14 protein-coding genes are annotated in these 18,965 nt (G+C 39.9%); 4 read left to right on the top strand and 10 right to left on the bottom strand.

Annotated elements, in window-relative coordinates:
- Positions 1-65: 65 nt before the first annotated feature.
- From rsmA to lptD, 4 genes are all read right to left on the bottom strand, one after another.
- Positions 66-884, bottom strand: a complete 819-nt coding sequence (gene rsmA, locus HC728_RS15170; RefSeq protein WP_005417325.1) for a 16S rRNA (adenine(1518)-N(6)/adenine(1519)-N(6))-dimethyltransferase RsmA — start codon at positions 882-884, stop codon at positions 66-68.
- Complete coding sequence (gene pdxA / locus HC728_RS15165; protein ID WP_017018275.1) at positions 881-1,870, bottom strand: 4-hydroxythreonine-4-phosphate dehydrogenase PdxA; 990 nt, start codon at positions 1,868-1,870, stop codon at positions 881-883. The genes rsmA and pdxA overlap by 4 nt, the downstream gene beginning before the upstream one ends.
- Positions 1,863-3,176 (bottom strand): peptidylprolyl isomerase SurA, encoded by a 1,314-nt coding sequence (gene surA, locus HC728_RS15160; RefSeq protein ID WP_005417328.1) that lies wholly within the window; start codon positions 3,174-3,176, stop codon positions 1,863-1,865. Before surA ends, pdxA begins: the two co-directional genes overlap by 8 nt.
- Positions 3,177-3,243: 67 nt before the next feature.
- The gene (gene lptD, locus HC728_RS15155; RefSeq protein ID WP_017018274.1) at positions 3,244-5,604 is read right to left on the bottom strand and encodes an LPS assembly protein LptD; all 2,361 of its coding nucleotides are present in this window, start codon (positions 5,602-5,604) and stop codon (positions 3,244-3,246) included.
- 206 nt (positions 5,605-5,810) lie between these two features.
- Between lptD and djlA the strand changes: the two genes are divergently transcribed.
- Entirely contained in the window at positions 5,811-6,662 is an 852-nt protein-coding gene (djlA, locus tag HC728_RS15150) for a co-chaperone DjlA (RefSeq protein ID WP_005417332.1), read from the top strand.
- A gap of 66 nt (positions 6,663-6,728) precedes the next feature.
- On the opposite strand, the gene HC728_RS15145 is transcribed toward djlA, so the two are convergent.
- From HC728_RS15145 to leuA, 5 genes are all read right to left on the bottom strand, one after another.
- Complete coding sequence (locus tag HC728_RS15145; RefSeq protein WP_012532658.1) at positions 6,729-7,508, bottom strand: DUF547 domain-containing protein; 780 nt, start codon at positions 7,506-7,508, stop codon at positions 6,729-6,731.
- A gap of 134 nt (positions 7,509-7,642) precedes the next feature.
- Positions 7,643-8,245, bottom strand: coding sequence for a 3-isopropylmalate dehydratase small subunit (gene leuD / locus HC728_RS15140; protein ID WP_065604997.1), 603 nt, complete (start codon positions 8,243-8,245; stop codon positions 7,643-7,645).
- Between the two features lie 12 nt (positions 8,246-8,257).
- On the bottom strand, positions 8,258-9,673 hold the full coding sequence (gene leuC / locus HC728_RS15135) for a 3-isopropylmalate dehydratase large subunit (RefSeq protein WP_065624667.1): 1,416 nt from the start codon (positions 9,671-9,673) through the stop codon (positions 8,258-8,260).
- Positions 9,674-9,688: 15 nt separating this feature from the next.
- Positions 9,689-10,780, bottom strand: coding sequence for a 3-isopropylmalate dehydrogenase (gene leuB, locus HC728_RS15130; RefSeq protein ID WP_065624666.1), 1,092 nt, complete (start codon positions 10,778-10,780; stop codon positions 9,689-9,691).
- A gap of 81 nt (positions 10,781-10,861) precedes the next feature.
- Positions 10,862-12,409 (bottom strand): 2-isopropylmalate synthase, encoded by a 1,548-nt coding sequence (gene leuA / locus HC728_RS15125; protein ID WP_065621692.1) that lies wholly within the window; start codon positions 12,407-12,409, stop codon positions 10,862-10,864.
- Between the two features lie 483 nt (positions 12,410-12,892).
- Here leuA and HC728_RS15120 point away from each other — a divergent pair, with 483 nt between their 5' ends.
- The 3 genes from HC728_RS15120 to HC728_RS15110 are packed head-to-tail and all read left to right on the top strand — an operon-like array spanning position 12,893 to position 17,944.
- A complete protein-coding gene (locus tag HC728_RS15120; protein ID WP_012532850.1) occupies positions 12,893-13,537 on the top strand; it encodes a TetR/AcrR family transcriptional regulator in 645 nt (214 codons plus the stop codon).
- Positions 13,524-14,843, top strand: a complete 1,320-nt coding sequence (locus tag HC728_RS15115; RefSeq protein WP_190395715.1) for an efflux RND transporter periplasmic adaptor subunit — start codon at positions 13,524-13,526, stop codon at positions 14,841-14,843. The genes HC728_RS15120 and HC728_RS15115 overlap by 14 nt, the downstream gene beginning before the upstream one ends.
- Positions 14,840-17,944 (top strand): efflux RND transporter permease subunit, encoded by a 3,105-nt coding sequence (locus tag HC728_RS15110; RefSeq protein ID WP_190395714.1) that lies wholly within the window; start codon positions 14,840-14,842, stop codon positions 17,942-17,944. The genes HC728_RS15115 and HC728_RS15110 overlap by 4 nt, the downstream gene beginning before the upstream one ends.
- 11 nt (positions 17,945-17,955) lie before the next feature.
- Here the strand turns inward: HC728_RS15110 and HC728_RS15105 are convergent, their stop codons facing one another.
- On the bottom strand, positions 17,956-18,957 hold the full coding sequence (locus tag HC728_RS15105; protein ID WP_012532801.1) for a YdiY family protein: 1,002 nt from the start codon (positions 18,955-18,957) through the stop codon (positions 17,956-17,958).
- Between the last annotated feature and the right edge of the window lie 8 nt (positions 18,958-18,965).

The raw sequence follows: 18,965 nt of genomic DNA, 5'->3' as shown, positions 1-18,965 counted from the left end.
TCTCAAAATATGATAAATATAAAAAAGGTGACCATAAGGTCACCTCAATCGAAATCAGTTAATGCTTACTCTGCACTATGATTTGCGTCTAACCAGTTCGCCATATTAACAAACTGCTCTAATGTTAGGTTTTCAGGGCGCATAGAAGGGTTAATACCTAATTCTTCTAGCTGCTCTTTAGTTAGCAATGCTTTATAACAGTTACGAACTGTTTTACGTCGTTGGTTAAAGCCTTCACGACAAACACGATCTAACCATTTTAAGTTTGTAGCAGGGTACGGTAGTGTCTCGTAAGGAACAAGACGAACAACTGCTGAATCAACTTTCGGTGGTGGAACAAATGCTGTTGGTGGCACTTCTAGTACAGGCATAACCTTACAGAAGTATTGAGCCATAACCGTTAAACGACCATATGCTTTTGTACCAGGGCCTGCTGCTAGACGATTAACCACTTCTTTTTGTAGCATAAAGTGCATGTCTTGTACGTCTTTATGGAATTCAAAAAGGTGGAACATCAATGGCGTAGAAATATTGTATGGTAGATTACCAAAAATACGCAGTTTGTTGTTTTCTTTGATTAGCTGAGTGAAGTCAAAGCGCATTGCATCGCCTTCATGAATCGTTAGTTTACTGCCCAATTCAGGGTGGTTACGTAAACGTTCAGCTAAGTCACGGTCAAGTTCAATAACCGTAAATTTATCTACTTCACGCCCAACAGGCTCAGTGATAGCACCAAGACCTGGACCAATTTCTACAAGGTTTTGGCCTGGTAGAGGGTTGATTGCAGATACGATTCCATCGATCACATAAGGGTCATTTAAGAAGTTTTGACCAAAGCGTTTTCTTGCTTTATGGCCTAAATGGACATCATTTCTTGTACTCATTTATTTTCTACCAGTTCTATTGCATGGGTAAGTGCGGTAATAAAGCTTCCTGCATCTGCTTTTCCAGTACCAGCTAATTCCAATGCAGTACCATGGTCTACGGACGTACGGATAAATGGTAAACCTAATGTAATGTTTACGGATTTTCCGAAGCCTTTAAATTTTAGCACAGGAAGACCTTGATCGTGATACATCGCCAGTACCGCGTCTGCTTCTTGTAAGTATTTATCTTGAAATAACGTATCAGCAGGTAATGGACCGATTAAGTTCATACCTTCTTGCTCACGTAATTCATTTAATGCTGGTGCTATGATATCAATTTCTTCGCGACCAAGACAGCCATCTTCGCCTGCATGAGGATTTAATCCGCAAACAAAAATAGATGGGTTAGCAATCCCAAACTTGGTTATTAAATCTTGGTGCAGAATACGAGTGACTTGTTTTAAACGATCGGCAGTAATTGCTTTTGATACATATGCTAGTGGAATGTGAGTCGTTACTAACGCAACTCGTAACCCTTCAGTAGCAAGCATCATCACAACTTGCTGGGTATTGGATTGTTCAGCAAAAAATTCAGTATGGCCACTAAAAGCGACACCTGCTCGGTTGATTACCCCTTTGTGCACAGGGCCTGTTACGACGGCATCAAACTCACCATCCATATTACCTTGTGCAGCACGACGCAATGTTTCAAGAACATAGTGCCCATTTGCTTCATTTAGTTCACCGGCAATAACGCTAGAGCCTAACTCGATATCTTCTACGAGTAGTGTGCCCGCTTTATGACTAGTCGCTGCTAATTGAGCGTTATAATCTTCAATTTGGATTTGAATACCAAGTTGCGCAGCTCTTTCTGCTAAAACTTGTTTGCTACCACAAATGACAAGTTGATGAGGCCAGTCTTGTTGAGCAATAGCAATAACAAGATCTGGGCCAATACCCGATGGTTCGCCGGGAGTGATCGCAATGCGTTTAATATTATTCATTGTCATCTTCACCATCGTCGTCTTGTAAGATTTCAACATAAGCACTCGCACGGATTTCTTGCAGCCATGCTCCGGCTTCTTCATTAAATTTACGGTTAAGAAGAATACGGTATGCTTTGTTTTTCATCGCAGCATCAGTTCTATCAACTTGGCGGCGCTCTAATACTTCAGCAATATGCCAGCCGTGAACCGTTTTAAATGGTGCGCTAATTTGACCTACAGGTAGAGTTTCAACTTGGTGTTTAAATTCTGGTACGTATAAATCAGGTGTTTGGAAGCCTAGTTCACCATCATTTGCTGCCGAACCTGGGTCTTGGCTATAACGTTGTGCCATATCTGCAAAGGTTTCTTTGCCTGATTTAATATCATCGATGATTGTATTTAATAGGCGCTGTGCACCTTCATCACTCATGATTACTGAGGTTTTGATTAGAATATGACGTGCATTTACTTCTGTTACAGCAACCGTTTCAAGTCCTTTCACATCATCAATTTTTAATATATGGAAACCAACGCCTGAACGGAATGGACCAATAATACTGTTTTTACCTTGCCCGGTAATTTGGTCGGCAAAGATTGTCGGCATCTCTTCTTTACGCATCCAGCCCCAATCACCACCTTGTAAGGCTTTTGGTCCTTTAGAGTAGGTGTAAGCCATTGTCGCAAAATCAGCACCTTGCTTTAATCGCTCTGTAAGATCTTCAGCTTGTTTCTCTAATGCTTCTTTATCTGCTTGAGTTGCGCCATCTTCAACTCTTAGCTGAATATGGCTGATTTTGTATTGAACTGTTGCTTGAGTTTCTTCTGCAAGTAGCTGAGCAAGACTCTCTACTTCTTGAGGAAGAATATTAATACGGCGACGTACTTGAGCATTACGCGCTTCACTTGCTGCGATTTCTTTACGAATTTGTTCGCGGAAATTGGCATAAGGAAGACCTTGAGCTGCGGTTTTTTGTTGTAACTGCGCCAGTGTCATGTTGTTTTCTTTTGCGATGTCATTCAATGCAGCTTCAAGGCGAGTATCATCAATACGAATACCCATTTTTTCAGCTTGCTGGCTTTGAATCGTATCAACAATGAGTTTCTCTAGTACCTGTTCACGAAGGACCGCTTCATCAGGAAGAGGTTGCCCCTTTTCTTGTGCGTTAATTTTTACTGTTTTTAATGAGGTATCAATGTCGCTTTGTAGTACAACCCCCTCATCAACGATCGCAACAACACGATCAAGCTCAACAGGAGCAGCATGCACATTGATGGTTAGCAGCAATAAAAGTGTGCTAATCAGTGGGAATTTCCAGTTTTTCATAGTGTCATCCAAGAGTAAGGAGAATGAAGAGCCTTAGAGTGTTGGCTCTTCATGTATTTCCATATAATTAATTATTTAGATAGAACGGGCGACCGTAGTCTAAGGCGTTATTTGCAGAGCCGGATGTAATTCCCGTATTGTTACCTAAGCCACGAATAGCAATAGAAAGCATTAAGTTACTTTCGTATTTTGGCTCATAAGAACCAATAGGTAACGCAGGATCATTACTTGGAGCGATTAATTGATCGCTGTAAGTTAATCCGAATGACCAACAATCGCTTAGATAAGTTACGCCTACTAACGCTTCAATCATTTGATCTTCTTTTGTATCGTGGAAATATTGCCCTTTAAGAGCCCAGTTTTTCCCTAGATTATATTCGCTTAAAAGACCGGCTTGATAGATACCGTGCTGCGTAATGAGACCCAGGTCATCTTCAAAGCTAACATTACTTTCGATGTAGTTTTTACTTACATAACGATAGTTTGCTTGGATATAACCCTTTGAAAAACGATATTCAAGCGTGCTGTTGGCTACTTGAAGTTCACTTACATTTGAGTCGTATTGAATACCACCATGATAAAAAAGGTAATCATCATAGTTAAAATCACTCTCCATTGCCCATGCAGATGAGTTCTTATTATCGTTAGTATCGTTAATGGTTCCTGAACCGTTCAAATATAGAATTTGTCCAAATGAAACATTCATTCGCTCTTTATATGAATCATCATAGAAGCGAGAGGTTGCACCAATACTAAATTGGTTTGCTGCAGCAATATAATCGACACCACTGTATTGACGATCTCTAAATAAGCCATAGTAATCCAACTGTAATTTACTGCTGTCATAACCACCTTCGCCACGGCCACCATAGATGGCACTTTGATCTACTTCTGGAACATAAAGATATTGTACTTTTGGTTCTAAGGTTTGTAAGTATTCACCTAGGAACTTATGAGTACTATCTAGGTAAATGGCCCCGTTAATACGAACCTCAGGAATGGTTCTTTCTGTTTGTTCTTCTAGATCAGATAAAGCAGCATACTTATCATCAAACTCTTGTGAGTAATAAGTGTAAAGTAAGCTAGCTTCAGGCGTGAGTGACCACCAAGTTGAGCTTAAAGGTAAACTCAGTTTTGGTTCCATATGAACACGTGTTGCTGATGGTTTACTTGGGTCATCAGTTGTAAATTTACTGACATGGCTGTGCAGCGTAAAGTCGAGTTCTTTATAAAGCTGTGGTGCATAATAGTTAAACTCAACCTGCGGCATTAAGCGATACGGGAAGCTATCATCAACTAGTACTTGGAAATCACGTACACGCATGGTCATATCCCAATCTTGGCTACGATAAGAAACTTCACCAGATTGTTGTAGTTGACCTTCGTCACGAGTACCAATATTTGAGTTAAGATCTTGGAAGTAATCAATATCACTTACTTTTGAATACTCAACATCAAATTTCCAGTGTTGTTGATAAATACCAGAATGATCCCAGCTAACACCCCAACGAGAACCTTTGTCTTTGAATTTGGCATCTTCATTTAAGTATTCAACATCAACAGTACCTTTACCTAACTCAGTTAAGTATCGGAATTCAGCTTCTAGTTGAGTACCACGTCTTTCCATATAGTTAATGGTCGTGGTTGCATCGTAATTTGGTGCAATATTCCAGTAAATAGGAACCGAAAGTTCAAAACCATTTTTACTATCAAGACCAATGCTAGGGATCAATACACCGGTTTTACGAGTATCGCCAACCGGTACAGTTACGTAAGGTAAATAGAAAATAGGTACATCAAGTACTTCAAAACGAGCATTATAGAATGTTGCCCATTCATCTGATTGGTCTAACTCAATAGCGCTTGCTTTAAAACGCCAGCTATTATCATCAGCAGGACAGGTTGTAAAAGAGGCGTCTTCTAATTCGTAAATTTCTTGACCTGTCTTTAATACGCGTCCAGCTTGCCCACGAATTGGCTGACACGACATTTTATACGCCGTATTTACCATGGTTGTATCTTCAGTCGATAAGTTAGTGGTTACTTTATCTGAAGTGGTTCGCATCTCCATGCTTGAGTAATCAACATTACCTTCAGCAATCGCGATGTTTTCTTGTTGATGCAAAGTAATGCTATCGGCTTTAATTTCTTGTCGGCCTTTAATAATATGAACATTACCTTTATAAACGGCTTTTGAATTGTTGCTCGCTTCAACACTGTCTGCTTGAATTAATACAGGTTGTTGATCTTCTTCCTCTTTTGATTTTTTATCAGGGACTTCACAAGAGTTAACTGCATCAGTTTGCAGAGGAAAAACAATGCCATTTTCTGGAGATACAGGTTCACTACCATTATCAGCAATGGCAGGAGTGCCGTAAAGAAGGCATCCAGTAAATGAGGCAAGTAGGCTACGAGAAGTAAAAGACATCGAGTTAGACGTTCCTGTTTGTTATATTAATCCGCTGATATACTCAAAGATACTAGACAGAGTCACTTCTTTATAATAAAGCAAAAGCTATGCCCAAACCACCTTAAGATGTCGCGATCATTGATTAATCATTGTAAAGTGTAAGGCTCCATTTGCTCATGGTGTGACAGAGTAAAAATAGAAAAATTCATTAATTGGAATATAAAATGCAAATATTCGGCAAAATATTAGGCGGTTTTTTTGGTTTCCTATTTGGCGGCTTTTTTGGGGCTGCATTAGGGATCTTTATTGGCCATCAGTTTGATAAAGCCAAGCGTATGGCTAATAGTGGATTTACTTTCCAAACTGGCGGTGCATCTCAAACTCAGAGACAAGCTGAGTTCTTCCATGCGGCGTATGCTGTGATGGGGCATGTTGCAAAAGCAAAAGGTCAAGTAACACGTGAAGAGATCCAATTAGCATCAATGATGATGGATCGAATGAATCTTTCTGATGAACAAAAACGAGAAGCGCAAGAAGCTTTCCGTGAAGGTAAAGAAAGTGATTTTCCACTACGTGAAACATTAAGAAATATCCGCTCAATTACAGGTGGTCGTTACGATTTATTGCAGTTCTTTTTAGAATTACAAATTGCAGCGGCGATAGCGGATGGTGATATTCATCCTAGTGAGCGTGATGTACTGCATATCGTGGCTGAAGAGCTTGGATTTAGTGCAGAACAACTTGAAAAACGTTTGAGAATGCAAGAAGCTGCATTTCGTTTCCAACAAGGTGGTGGATTCTCTGGGCACCAAAGTGGTGGCTCACATCAACAAGGGCAATGGCAACAAGCAAGTTCTGCTAGTCAGTTAAAGGATGCATATAATTTACTTGGTATTAGTGAAGATGCAGATCCTAAAACAATTAAGCGTGCTCACCGTAAATTAATGAATGAGCATCACCCTGATAAGTTGGTAGCAAAAGGTTTACCGCCAGAAATGATGAATATGGCCAAAGAGAAAGCACAAGAAATCCAAGCGGCTTATGATTTAATAAAGAAAGAAAAGGGCATTAAATAGAGTCATCAAAGAAGTCATATGGGCATGTATTATGCCCATAGGAAGTATACTTATTTGAAATCAGGTTTATTGTTGATTTAATTTCCAGTTATAGTCATAACGAATATCGCCTTTGAATGGTTTTAATTCTGGGCGATATTTTTTTAGGTGCTCAAATAGCTGCTGTTGATTACCAAAATCAACAACAAACCAATCATAAATAGAAGAGAGTTGGACATTCTCTTCTTTAATTAAAACCCCTTTATCACTGTTAATGAATTCGCTTGCCGCTTTATCTAATAATTTATCGCTGTTTCTGGCAGTAAAGGCTTTAGGTTGTAAATTAGGACAACCTAAACTTGCGCAATTTACAGCATAGTGAGTTCTAGGATCATTCCAAATCGGTCTTAAAATTCGATGCTCAATATCATTAAGAGTGAGTGCTTTTCCTGCAACCGTAATAATCTCTTCATCCCAAGGGCCAAAGCTGAATAATCCCCCCAGCTTGGTAATAGATTCAATTGGGTAATCCATCAGGATAAGTTTTACCGTAAGAGCATTGTAAAGGTTAACCCAATAAGCATATTGTTCTGATTTTTTATACTCTCTTGGGTCTATACGGCTCATTTGACGTAAATAACTATTGAGCGTTCGTTCATCCGCATCTGTGACGTGAGCATAGTCAAAAAGCGTGAATTCCCCTTTAGTAATAAGGTATTTATCTAATGTTTGCTGCCAGTATTGGTGAGATATTGTGGTGGCATTTTTTTCATTACTTACGTTCCAGTAGCTCCATAATTCAGATTTTGGTGCAGCGAACGTATTGAATGAGAAAAGCAAAAGTAACGAGGATATAAAGGTTTTCATAAAGGGTTCCTGACTTTTGTTTTGGTTTAGTTATATGTGATTATAGATGACACTATTCTATAGACAAAAAAGAGGTTGATACGTTCATATCAACCTCTAACATTTCCTGAATCCTGAATCCTGAATCCTGAATCCTATTTTAAGAAATTCGGGATCTTCGCTTCATATTCTGCGATTTTATCAGCATGTTGCAGTGTTAACCCGATATTATCTAAACCATTTAACAGACAATGGCGGCGAAATTCATCAATTTCAAAAGAATACTGTTTATTGTTAGCGGTCACTAACATTACTTCTAAATCCACAGTAACCTCAGCACCTTCATTCGCTTCAACGAACTGAAAAATTTCATCCACTTCAGATTCGGTCAGGCGAACTGGAACCATTTGGTTGTTGATTGAGTTGCCATAAAAAATATCAGCAAAACTTGGTGCGATCATCACTTGGATACCATAATCCGCTAGTGCCCAAGGTGCGTGTTCACGAGAAGAACCACAACCAAAGTTTTCACGAGCAAGTAGAACGGTAGCACCTTGATAGCGAGGTGCGTTCATGACAAATTCTGGATTGGGTTGCTCACCAGCATCATCAAGAAAACGCCAATCGTGAAATAGATGTTTACCAAAACCAATACGGTTTACTTTTTGTAGAAACTGCTTTGGTATGATGGCATCAGTATCAATGTTCGCCGTATCTAAAGGAACGACTAGACCTGTATGTTGCTTAAAACCTGACATAGTAAATTCCTTTTATGCTTGTTCTGTAATGGTGCGAATATCAACAAAGTGACCAGCAATCGCTGCGGCAGCTGCCATCGCAGGGCTCACTAGGTGAGTGCGACCATCACGGCCTTGACGACCTTCAAAGTTACGGTTCGATGTTGATGCACAACGCTCATGTGGACCTAGGCGGTCGTTGTTCATTGCAAGACACATAGAGCAACCCGGCAGACGCCATTCAAAGCCTGCTTCTTTAAAGATCACATCTAGACCTTCTTTTTCCGCTTGTGCTTTTACTTGCTCAGAGCCTGGAACAATTAAAGCTTGCACATGAGAGGCAACTTTACGTCCTTTAGCAATGGTTGCCGCAGCACGCATGTCTTCAATTCGAGAGTTAGTACAAGAGCCAACAAAAACTTTATCAACCTTGTAATCAGACAGAGATTTACCCGCTTCAAGACCCATATACGCTAAGGCTTTTTCTGCAGACGCTTTTTCTACAGGGTCGGCAAAGCTTTCTGGTGCTGGGATTGGTGCATCTACTGCGATTACTTGGCCTGGGTTGGTTCCCCAAGTTACTTGCGGTTTAATTTCAGAGGCATCAAGCGTAACGACTGCATCAAACTCAGCATCATCATCGGTTTTTAATGATGACCAGTATTCGATAGCGGCGTCTAAATCTGCACCTTGTGGTGAGAATTTACGACCTGTAATGTAATCGAATGTGGTTTGGTCTGGTGCGATTAGACCCGCTTTAGCACCTAGCTCAATAGCCATGTTACACACCGTCATACGACCTTCCATAGTAAGGTCAGTAATTGCTTCGCCACAGAACTCAACTACGTAGCCCGTACCGCCAGCGGCCGTTGTTTTACCAATGATTGCCAGTACGATATCTTTTGCAGTGATGCCTTCAGCAACTTTGCCTTTGACTTCGATTTTCATGGTTTTCGCACGTGCTTGTTTTAGCGTTTGTGTTGCTAGTACGTGCTCAACTTCTGAAGTACCGATCCCGAATGCTAGTGAACCAAATGCACCGTGAGTTGCGGTGTGTGAGTCACCACAAACAATCGTCATACCCGGTAAAGTGATACCAAGCTCTGGCCCCATTACGTGCACAATACCTTGGTATTTATGGTTTAGATCATAAAGGGTAACACCAAATTCTTCACAGTTTTTAGACAGCGTTTCCATTTGGATTCGTGCCATTTCACCAGAAGCGTTAATGTCTTTGGTTTGTGTTGAAACGTTATGATCCATCGTCGCAAAGGTTTTTCCTACTTGGCGAACGTTACGTCCTTTTTCACGTAGACCATCGAACGCTTGTGGTGACGTTACTTCGTGAACCAAATGGCGGTCGATGTATAAAATAGGGTTTTCGCCTTCAGCTGCAACGGCAACATGGGCATCGTAAATTTTTTCGTATAATGTTTTTGCGTTAGACATTGCTTCTTCCTTGAATTACGAATTCAAAATGTACTCAGCGATTTTATCGCCCATTGCTGATGTAGTTAGTGCTGGTTTATCACCGGCTAAGTCAGCCGTTAGCTCTCCTGCTGATAGCGCTTTAGATACGGCAGCTTCAATACTTTGTGCTGCTTCTTCTTCACCTAGGCTATAGCGTAGCATGAGTGCTGCAGATAAGATCTGAGCAACAGGGTTAGCAATATTTTTACCTGCAATATCTGGAGCTGAACCACCTGCAGGTTCATACAGACCAAAGTTGCTCTCATTTAAACTAGCAGAAGGAAGCATGCCCATTGAACCTGTGATCATCGCACACTCATCTGAGATGATGTCACCAAAGATGTTTGAACATAGCATCACATCAAACTGAGATGGATCTTTGATTAGCTGCATGGTCGCGTTATCAATGTACATATGATTTAGGGTTACATCAGGGTAGCCTTTGGCCACTTCTTCTACTACTTCACGCCATAAAATAGAGCTTTGTAGAACGTTAGCTTTATCAATAGAGTAAACGTTTTTATTACGTAGACGAGCAGATTCAAAAGCAATTTTTGCAATGCGTTCAATCTCATAACGATGATAAATTTCAGTATCGTACGCTTTCTCTTGAGGGCCTTCACCTTCACGGCCTTTTGGTTGACCAAAGTAGATACCACCCGTCAGTTCACGAACAACGACGATATCAAAACCACGTTCAGAAATATCAGCACGTAGAGGTGAAAAATTTTCTAATCCTTTGTGGATTTGTGCAGGGCGAAGATTACAGAACAGTTGGAAGTGCTTACGAAGAGGAAGTAGAGCACCACGCTCTGGTTGGTCATTCGGTGGAAGGTGTTCCCATTTTGGACCTCCAACAGAACCAAATAATACCGCATCAGATTCTTCACAGCCTTTTACTGTACTTTCTGGAAGTGGGCAACCGTGGTTATCAATGGCAATACCGCCAACATCATGTTGTTGACGAGAAAATGAAATTGCGTGTTTTTTCTCAATTGCATCCAGAACTTTATGTGCTTGTTCCATCACTTCAGGACCAATGCCATCACCTGGTAGAACCGCAATTTTGTATGTTTTGTTTGTCATGTTAATCCTTTAATCTTCAATATAATTTGGCAAATTAAAGCGGAGAAAGGTTTATCTCCGCTTATTTATTATTGTTAGGTTCTAAACGGTTTCTACTTTTTTCTGTTTAATTTCAGCAATTTGATCAGCACGGTGAATACTATTGATTACGTGAAGTAGTGCTTGTCCTGATGCTTCGATAATATCGGTCGCTAAACCGGTACCGTGATATTTACGACCTTTGTAATTGGCAATAATATCTGCTTGACCTAAGCCATCTTCACCTTCGCCTTTAGCGGTTAAATCAAATTTATCTAGCACGATATCGTAGCCTGTTAGTTTGTAGATACATTGATAAAGTGCGTCTACAGGACCATTACCGACAGCGGCTTCGCATTTCTCTTCGTCACCACAAAGTAATTTGATACTCGTTGTCGCCATTACGCTGCCAGATTGAACGCTTAGATAGTTCAACTTATAGAAGTCATCTTCATCGCGCAGGTTAGCAAAATGCATTAGTGCTTCTAAATCGTAATCAAATACTTGTCCTTTACGATCCGCCAGTTTTACGAAATCAGCGTAAAGGGTATCTAGGTTATATTCGTCTTCCATATAGCCCATTTCATCCATATGGCTTTTTACCGCTGCACGGCCTGAGCGGCTAGTTAGGTTTAGCGCTTGATTTTTAAGGCCAATCGACTCTGGCGTCATGATTTCATAAGTGTTTTTATTCTTTAGCATGCCATCTTGGTGAATACCTGATGAATGGCTAAAAGCGTTTGCGCCTACGATAGCCTTATTGCTTTGAATCGGCATATTACAAAGCTGACTCACTAGTTTACTGGTGCGGTGAATTTCATCGTGTTTAAGGTTGGTGTGTACGCCTAGATATTCAGAACGTGTTTTTAGAATCATGGCGATCTCTTCTAGAGAGCAGTTACCAGCACGTTCACCAATACCGTTAATCGTCCCTTCAACTTGTCGAGCACCAGCTTGAACAGCAGCAATGGAGTTGGCAACCGACATACCCAAATCGTCATGACAGTGCACAGAAATGATGGCTTTATCTATATTAGGAACACGGTTAAATAGGGTTTGAACAATGCCACCAAACTCACCTGGAACGGTATAGCCAACGGTGTCAGGAATGTTTATGGTATTTGCACCTGCATCAATAGCGGCTTCAACCATGCGGCATAGATTATCGATAGGAGTACGGCCTGCATCTTCACAAGAAAACTCAACATCATCCGTATATTTACGGGCATGTTTTACCGCTTTTACGCCCATTTCAACCACATCATCGTAGCTACGACGTAATTTATCTTGAACATGAACGGTAGAGGTTGAAATGAAGGTGTGAATTCGGAACGCTTCAGCTACTTTTAGCGCCTCAGCTGCGGCATCAATGTCTTTTGCAACAGCACGAGAAAGACCACAAATTCGACTGTTTTTAATATGTTGGGCAATGGTTCTTACGGATTCAAAATCACCCGGAGATGACACCGGAAAACCGGCTTCAATGACATCGACTCCTAAACGCTCAAGCGCATAAGCAATCTGCAATTTTTCTTTAACCGTTAGACTTGCTGATAGTGCTTGTTCGCCATCACGTAGGGTGGTGTCGAAGATAATGACTTGATCGCTCATGAGCCTGCTTCCTTGTGTTTGTCATTTGCCTTGATGACGGATATCCATAAAAAAACCCGCCATGGTTAGCGGGTTTTAAAATTTGGTTTATGGTTTCTTTTGGTCCATAACCTACCCGCGTGAGATGTTCACGAGAAGGAGGAGGTTTAGAGCAAAAGAAGATACTGTTTTCATTTGAAATACAATCCATAAAAATAATTAACAAATTAATATCGCACTCAGTAAGTATCGTCAACCCCTAAATCCTATTTTCAGTGGTTATTAATGTTTTTTTGCTTAAATGTTACAAAATAAGAAGAAAAACGATTGCTTTGATGTTTATTTGTGCGTATTGCTCGCTTTTTGATTGTTTTTTAATTTAATTAATCAAATGATTAAATATGAGTGAATTAATTTGTTAGAACAAAGTGGGAAGTTATCTATAATTAATCAAGTGATTAACTGTATTTAAAATAGCCAACTGTAAAGAAGGTGTTATTAACAATGAAGCATTCAGGAAGGCCTAAAGGTGAATCAGAAGTTCGAGAAAAACTCATTTTTCATGCGAGAGAACTTTTTGTTTCTATGCCTTATAACAAAGTATCGACGAGACTGATCGCCACTAATGCTAATGTAAATATTGCCATGATCCGTTATTACTTTGGTAACAAAGAAGGGCTTTTTGAGGCGATGTTTAAAGAGACCATTGCTCCTGTGACACTGCAATTTCAACGATTATTAAAAGACGATACAGAGCAAGATCTGGTTGGGTTTATGCGAGCCTATTATAAAGCCATGATTAAAGTTCCTGCCTTCCCTAAATTAATCCTTCGTATCATGGATGCTGAGAGCGAACAGCAAGCGAAGCTTCAGCAAATCATTCTTGGGATATTGCAACCAATGCAAAATAAATTATTCGATCCCCAAAAAAGTAAGGCGTTATTTAAGAATGGTGTTGATCCAATTAAGGCCCGTCTTTCGTTAATGAGTTTAATGATTTTTCCATTTCTTGCCCCTAAGAAAATGTTAGAGCTTCATAATATTGAGTTAAATGAAACGTTTTTGATGGAATTACTAGAACATAATATTCGTTTATTAAGCGAAGGATTATTAAAAAATAAAAGAGATACAGATAATGAAAATGAATAAAAAATACCTCTTTTTTCCTGTTATCGCTCTAGGCGTAATAACGCTTATTGTTGTGACTAAATTACGTCCCTCAGCTGAAACTAAGCCACTTGAAGACCGTTCAAAAGTCGTCAATATCCAAGTGTTAGAACCTCAATCAATTGCACCTCAAGCCATTGGTTATGGAAAAATCAGACCGAAGTTTGAATGGAAAGCCATTGCTGAAGTATCAGGTAAAGTGGTGTATCGCCACCCTGAATTACATAAAGGAAATATCTTATTAGCCGGTACTGAAGTACTGAGAATAGATCCATTGGATTATGAGTTGAAATTAGCTCAAGCAGAAGCGGACTTAGGATCGAGTCAAACTCAATTAGCAAAAGTGGATTTAGAAGAAAAAAACATTCGAAATACATTAAAAATAGAAAAAAATCGACTCTCTATCAGTAAAAAAGAGTTAAGCCGTAAAATAAATTTGCAAAAGAAAGGATTAACTTCTCAATCCGATTTAGATCAGCAAAATCAATCTTATTTAGCGCAACAGAAAGTGGTACAAGATATTCAGAATCAAATCTTATTATTGCCGGATGAAAGAAAAGTAGCGGCGGCAATGGTTAAGGTAAACCAAGCTAAATTAGAAGAAGCGCAACGCTCTTTAGAAAAAACATCGATTGTATTACCAACGGATGTGCGTATTTCTGAGATAGATATAGAAGCGGATCAAGTGGTCAATCTACAGCAAACCATGTTCATTGCTCACGGAATTAAAACCATGGAGATGGAAGCGCAAATCTCTATTCATGACATGCAGACATTAGCTCAAAGTGTGAAAGCCTTTGAGGTCAGCGAACAAGGTATGCCAAATATTGATTCATTACCATTAACGGCGAATGTGGAATTAAGCAGTGGTCGCTTTGATGCTAAATGGGAAGCGAAAGTCGCTCGTATTAGTGAGACTGTCGATCCAAATCAAGCGACGGTTGGTGTCATTTTAGAAATAGATCAAAACTATCGAGCTTTGCAACCTAACTCATTGCCACCATTAGTGAATGGGATGTTTGTGAAAGCAAGGATCGAGGGTGAGGCGTCAGCACAATGGGTGATCCCAGAAAGCGCGTTGCATGGCGATAAGATCTATTTATTAGGGCAAGATAACAAATTAATTATCCTTCCGATTGAGATTGTTTATCGACGTAATAACCAAGTTGTCGTTGCCGGAGATATTAAGAGTAATGATCGTTTGATCTTAAATGATCTGTTGCCTGCGATTAATGGCATGCAATTGCGCTTGGCCAAATCAAATAATGATGAGGAGCCTGTGCAATGATCAAGTTCTTTGCTCGTCATCCAACCGCCGCTAACTTATTAATGCTCACTTTATTGCTGCTTGGTTTGGTTTCTTTATCTCAATTAAAACGAGAGACATTTCCCGAATTTAGTCCTCCTTATATTTTAGCTGGCGTTGTGTACCCAGGGGCTTCTCCACAAGAGGTGGAAGAGAGCATTTGTATTCGTATGGAAGATGCCGTTGATGGTTTAGGTAATATTGAAGAGACCAAATGTGAAGCGATAGAAGGCTCAGCTCGATTAGTTATTAAGCTGAATGAAAAAGCGGATATCGGGCGAATGTTGGTGGATGTACAAACTCAAATTGACTCAATCAATGACTTTCCAACAGAGATTGAATCGCCAATTGTTCAAGAGCTTGATTGGAATGAACCTGTAGTAGATGTGGCGATCACCGCAGATACGACATGGCCGGAATTAAAAGCATACGCAGAGAAATTAAAGCAAAGTCTAAAGCTTGATTACGATGTATCACTTGTTGAAGTGAGTGGTTTTTCGGATCATCAATATCGAGTGGAACTGGATGAGAGTGCCATTCGTCAATTGGGATTAAATGTCAGTGATATTGCCAATCAATTAGCTCAGCAAAACATTAAATTGCCTAGCGGTAATATCGAAACGCCGGAAAAGAACTTTTTAATTCGTTTTGATGAGAGAAAAACCACACCAGAGGAATTAGCAAAAACGGTAATAGGAGCATCAGAGAATGGGGCATTACTTCGCTTAAGAGACATTGCAAACATTACTGATCGTTTTGAACTTGATGAACAGAAAGTGCTGTTTGATGGTAAGCCATCAGCGGTACTTAAGATCAGTAAAAATAAAGCCGATGATGCACTGCGAATTAAAGATCGTGTTTCTGCGTTTGTTGAGTATCAGCAATCCGTAGCACCAGATGGTGTGACGTTAGAAATGACCAACGATCTCTCGTCACTGCTTTGGGATCGTTTGACCATGATGGTAAAAAACGGATGGCAGGGGATCATTCTGGTTTTCTTAACCATGTGGCTGTTTTTTACATTCCGTTATTCTTTCTGGGTTGCTGCTGGTTTACCCGTGGCTTTTTTAGGTGGTTTGTTTTTAATGGCGAGCTTAGGGCTCTCTATCAATATCATGTCTCTTGTCGCCTTATTAATGGCTATCGGGATCATGATGGATGATGCGATTGTAATTGCAGAGTCCATTGCCTCTCACCTTGATAGAGGCCAGAGTATTGATGATGCGGTGTATAACGGGGTTAAAAAAGTATTCCCTGGAGTGTTGTCTTCATTTTTAACTACTGTCTGCATTTTTGGTAGTTTGATGTTTTTACAGGGAGAAATGGGAGCAGTATTAAAGGTTATCCCACAAGTTCTGATTTTAGTTTTGTCATTGAGCTTAATCGAAGCGTTTTTAATTTTACCTAACCACCTGAGTCACTCATTACACAGAGCAAAAAACGATAAACCGATTACTGGGTTTAAAAAGAAAGTATTGGATCGTTTTGAGTACTTTAGAAATACCACCTTGGTTAATGCGGTAACGAAAGTAGTGGAATGGCGCTATGCGTTTTTAGGTGCGGTTATTGCGAGTCTATTGGTTTCTTTTTCTTTGATATCTGGCGGCGCATTAAAGTTTGTTGGTTTCCCTGAGCTCGATGGTGATATTGCCGAAGCTCGTATTATTTTGCCCCCTGGTTCTTCATTATCTCAAACTGAGTTAGTAGTCGATAAAATTGTTAATGCAGCGAATAAATTAAATAAACAATGGAGTGAAGAAAAGGAAGGCGGCACACCATTAGTTGAGCATATTACCGAGCAGTTTAATACTAATGCCGACGCTAATGAGTCAGGGCCACACTTAGCCACTATTCGACTCGATTTATTAGGGGCTGAGAAACGAAATACGTTAATTGATGATTTTATCTATGCATGGCGTGAGGAAGTGGGAGATTTGGCTGAGCCGATAGCGATGGTATTTAAGCAGCCAACCATGGGGCCGGGTGGACGAGCAATTGAAATTCGTATGATGGATGATGATTTACACACATTAAAATCAGCATCGTTAGAAGTTCAAGCCTATTTGAATGATTTTGCTGGCGTTTATGGTGTGCTTGATGACATGAGAATGGGAAAAGAAGAAGTATTAGTAAAACTTCGCCCAGGAGCTGAAGCGTATGGTGTGACGGGACAATTGATTGCGAATCAATTACGTGCGGCTTATTTTGGACAAACAGCAGATGAAATTCAATTAGGTGTTGAAAACATTGAAATTGAAGTGCGTTTAAATAAACAACAAGCAGGTGATTTACATACTTTAGAGAACTTTCCCATCATTTTGCCTACGGGAGACCAAATACCTCTAGCCTCTATCGCAACATTAGATTTTCAAAGAAATTATGTTCGAATACAGCGAATTAATGGTTTAAGAACCTTAAGTGTGTTTGGTGATGTTCACGCATCACAAGTCAGTTCAACAGAAATATTGAATCAGTTTAAAAAAGATCTCGCACCTGAATTGAAAAAGAAATACCCAGGATTGCGTTTTGATTTTGAAGGTGAAGCGAAAGATTCGGCGGAAACGGGGCAATCCATAGGTACCGGATTTATGCTTGGGTTGTTTGGGGTATTTGTTATTCTCAGCTTCCAATTTAGAAGTTACTTAGAACCGTTTGTAGTCATGCTAGCGATACCATTAGCGCTAATTGGCGTGTTATGGGGACATGTTTTATTAGGCCACCCATTGAGTATGCCAAGTATTATGGGTTTTGTTTCTTTAGCGGGCATCGTCGTTAATGATTCCATTTTACTGGTGCAATATATACGACATCATGTTGATGATGGAGATTCTGTTTATGAGTCAGTCATTAAAGCAAGTCGTGAGCGTTTTAGGGCGGTATTCTTAACCTCAATTACGACGGCTGCAGGGCTGTTGCCATTATTATTAGAGACCAGTTTACAAGCTCAAGTTATTCAGCCTTTAGTGGTTTCAATCGTATTTGGTATCTTTACTTCAACCTTGTTGGTGCTATTTATGATACCTGCGGCTTATGCGATTTTAGCTGACTTTGGTTTAGTGAAGAAACATGAAGAACTTCATTAAACTGATAGAGCTTAGAATGAAAACAGTAAGTTAATAGAAAATACAGAATCGGTTTTACTTAGCCCTGGAGGTACGCGATCTAAATACTGTTGCGATTGCGCAATCTTTAGGGCGATTTCTTCTGTTATGTTGTTTGTCACACTGACTTCTGAATCCACACGAGTGTTACTGTGACCTGCTGTTACAGTAACTTCTCCTGCTAACGTTAGGTTACTAAGAGCTTTCCAAGATGTACGTACATTAGTTCGGATAATTGGCTCTTGCACTGTCTCAGGCAGGATTAAGTCATCATCATCAATTTCATCAAGGTTCGGATTTTGGTAACGAAAACCTGGACCAAATTCCACTTCTAATAATAATTTTTCTGTATTACTGACTTGGTAACCTAAACCACCCGAAAACGTATAATCATTGAAATACGCACTATATTTGGTGTTTAACCCTTTAAAGTTGGCGTAAAGGTAGTAATCAGGACTGATCTTATAGTCACTCTGTAAATTGAGGCTTAATTGGTCTTTATCTGTTTCACCATCGTCTTTTGCTAGATAGTATTTAACCTCGCCAGTATGACGATGCTGCCCAGCGGTGTAACTGGCTTCTAAACGACCATTAAGAGATTGAGAATCATCGTTACCTTTACTTGATTGGTAACCGAATTCAATTTGGCTTTTCCATGGTGAAGGTGGAGTTGTATCAGGCTCTTCCATTTCCACTTCTAGTTGACTAATTACAGGGTTAATACTTGGTTTTTTCTCAAGTGTTAACTCTTTCGTCCCTGCTTCACAGTCATCTTTGGATAAATAATATTTTTTTTCATCCGCATGGGAGTTCGTCCCAGAGGTATAAACCGATTCTAGACTACAATTTTGAGATAACGAGCGATCGTTTCCATAATCGATTTCGATTGAGTTAGGAGAGGAAGATGATGTATCTGCGTCTTCAATATCGATCTCACTTGCATGAACAGATGCACTGATTGCGATAAGCCCTGTAAGTAAACCTTTTTTTAACACACATGAAT

This window comes from Aliivibrio sp. S10_S31 (genome assembly GCF_014694495.1).
GTDB lineage: Bacteria > Pseudomonadota > Gammaproteobacteria > Enterobacterales > Vibrionaceae > Aliivibrio > Aliivibrio fischeri.
This window is presented reverse-complemented; position numbering and strand designations above follow the sequence as displayed.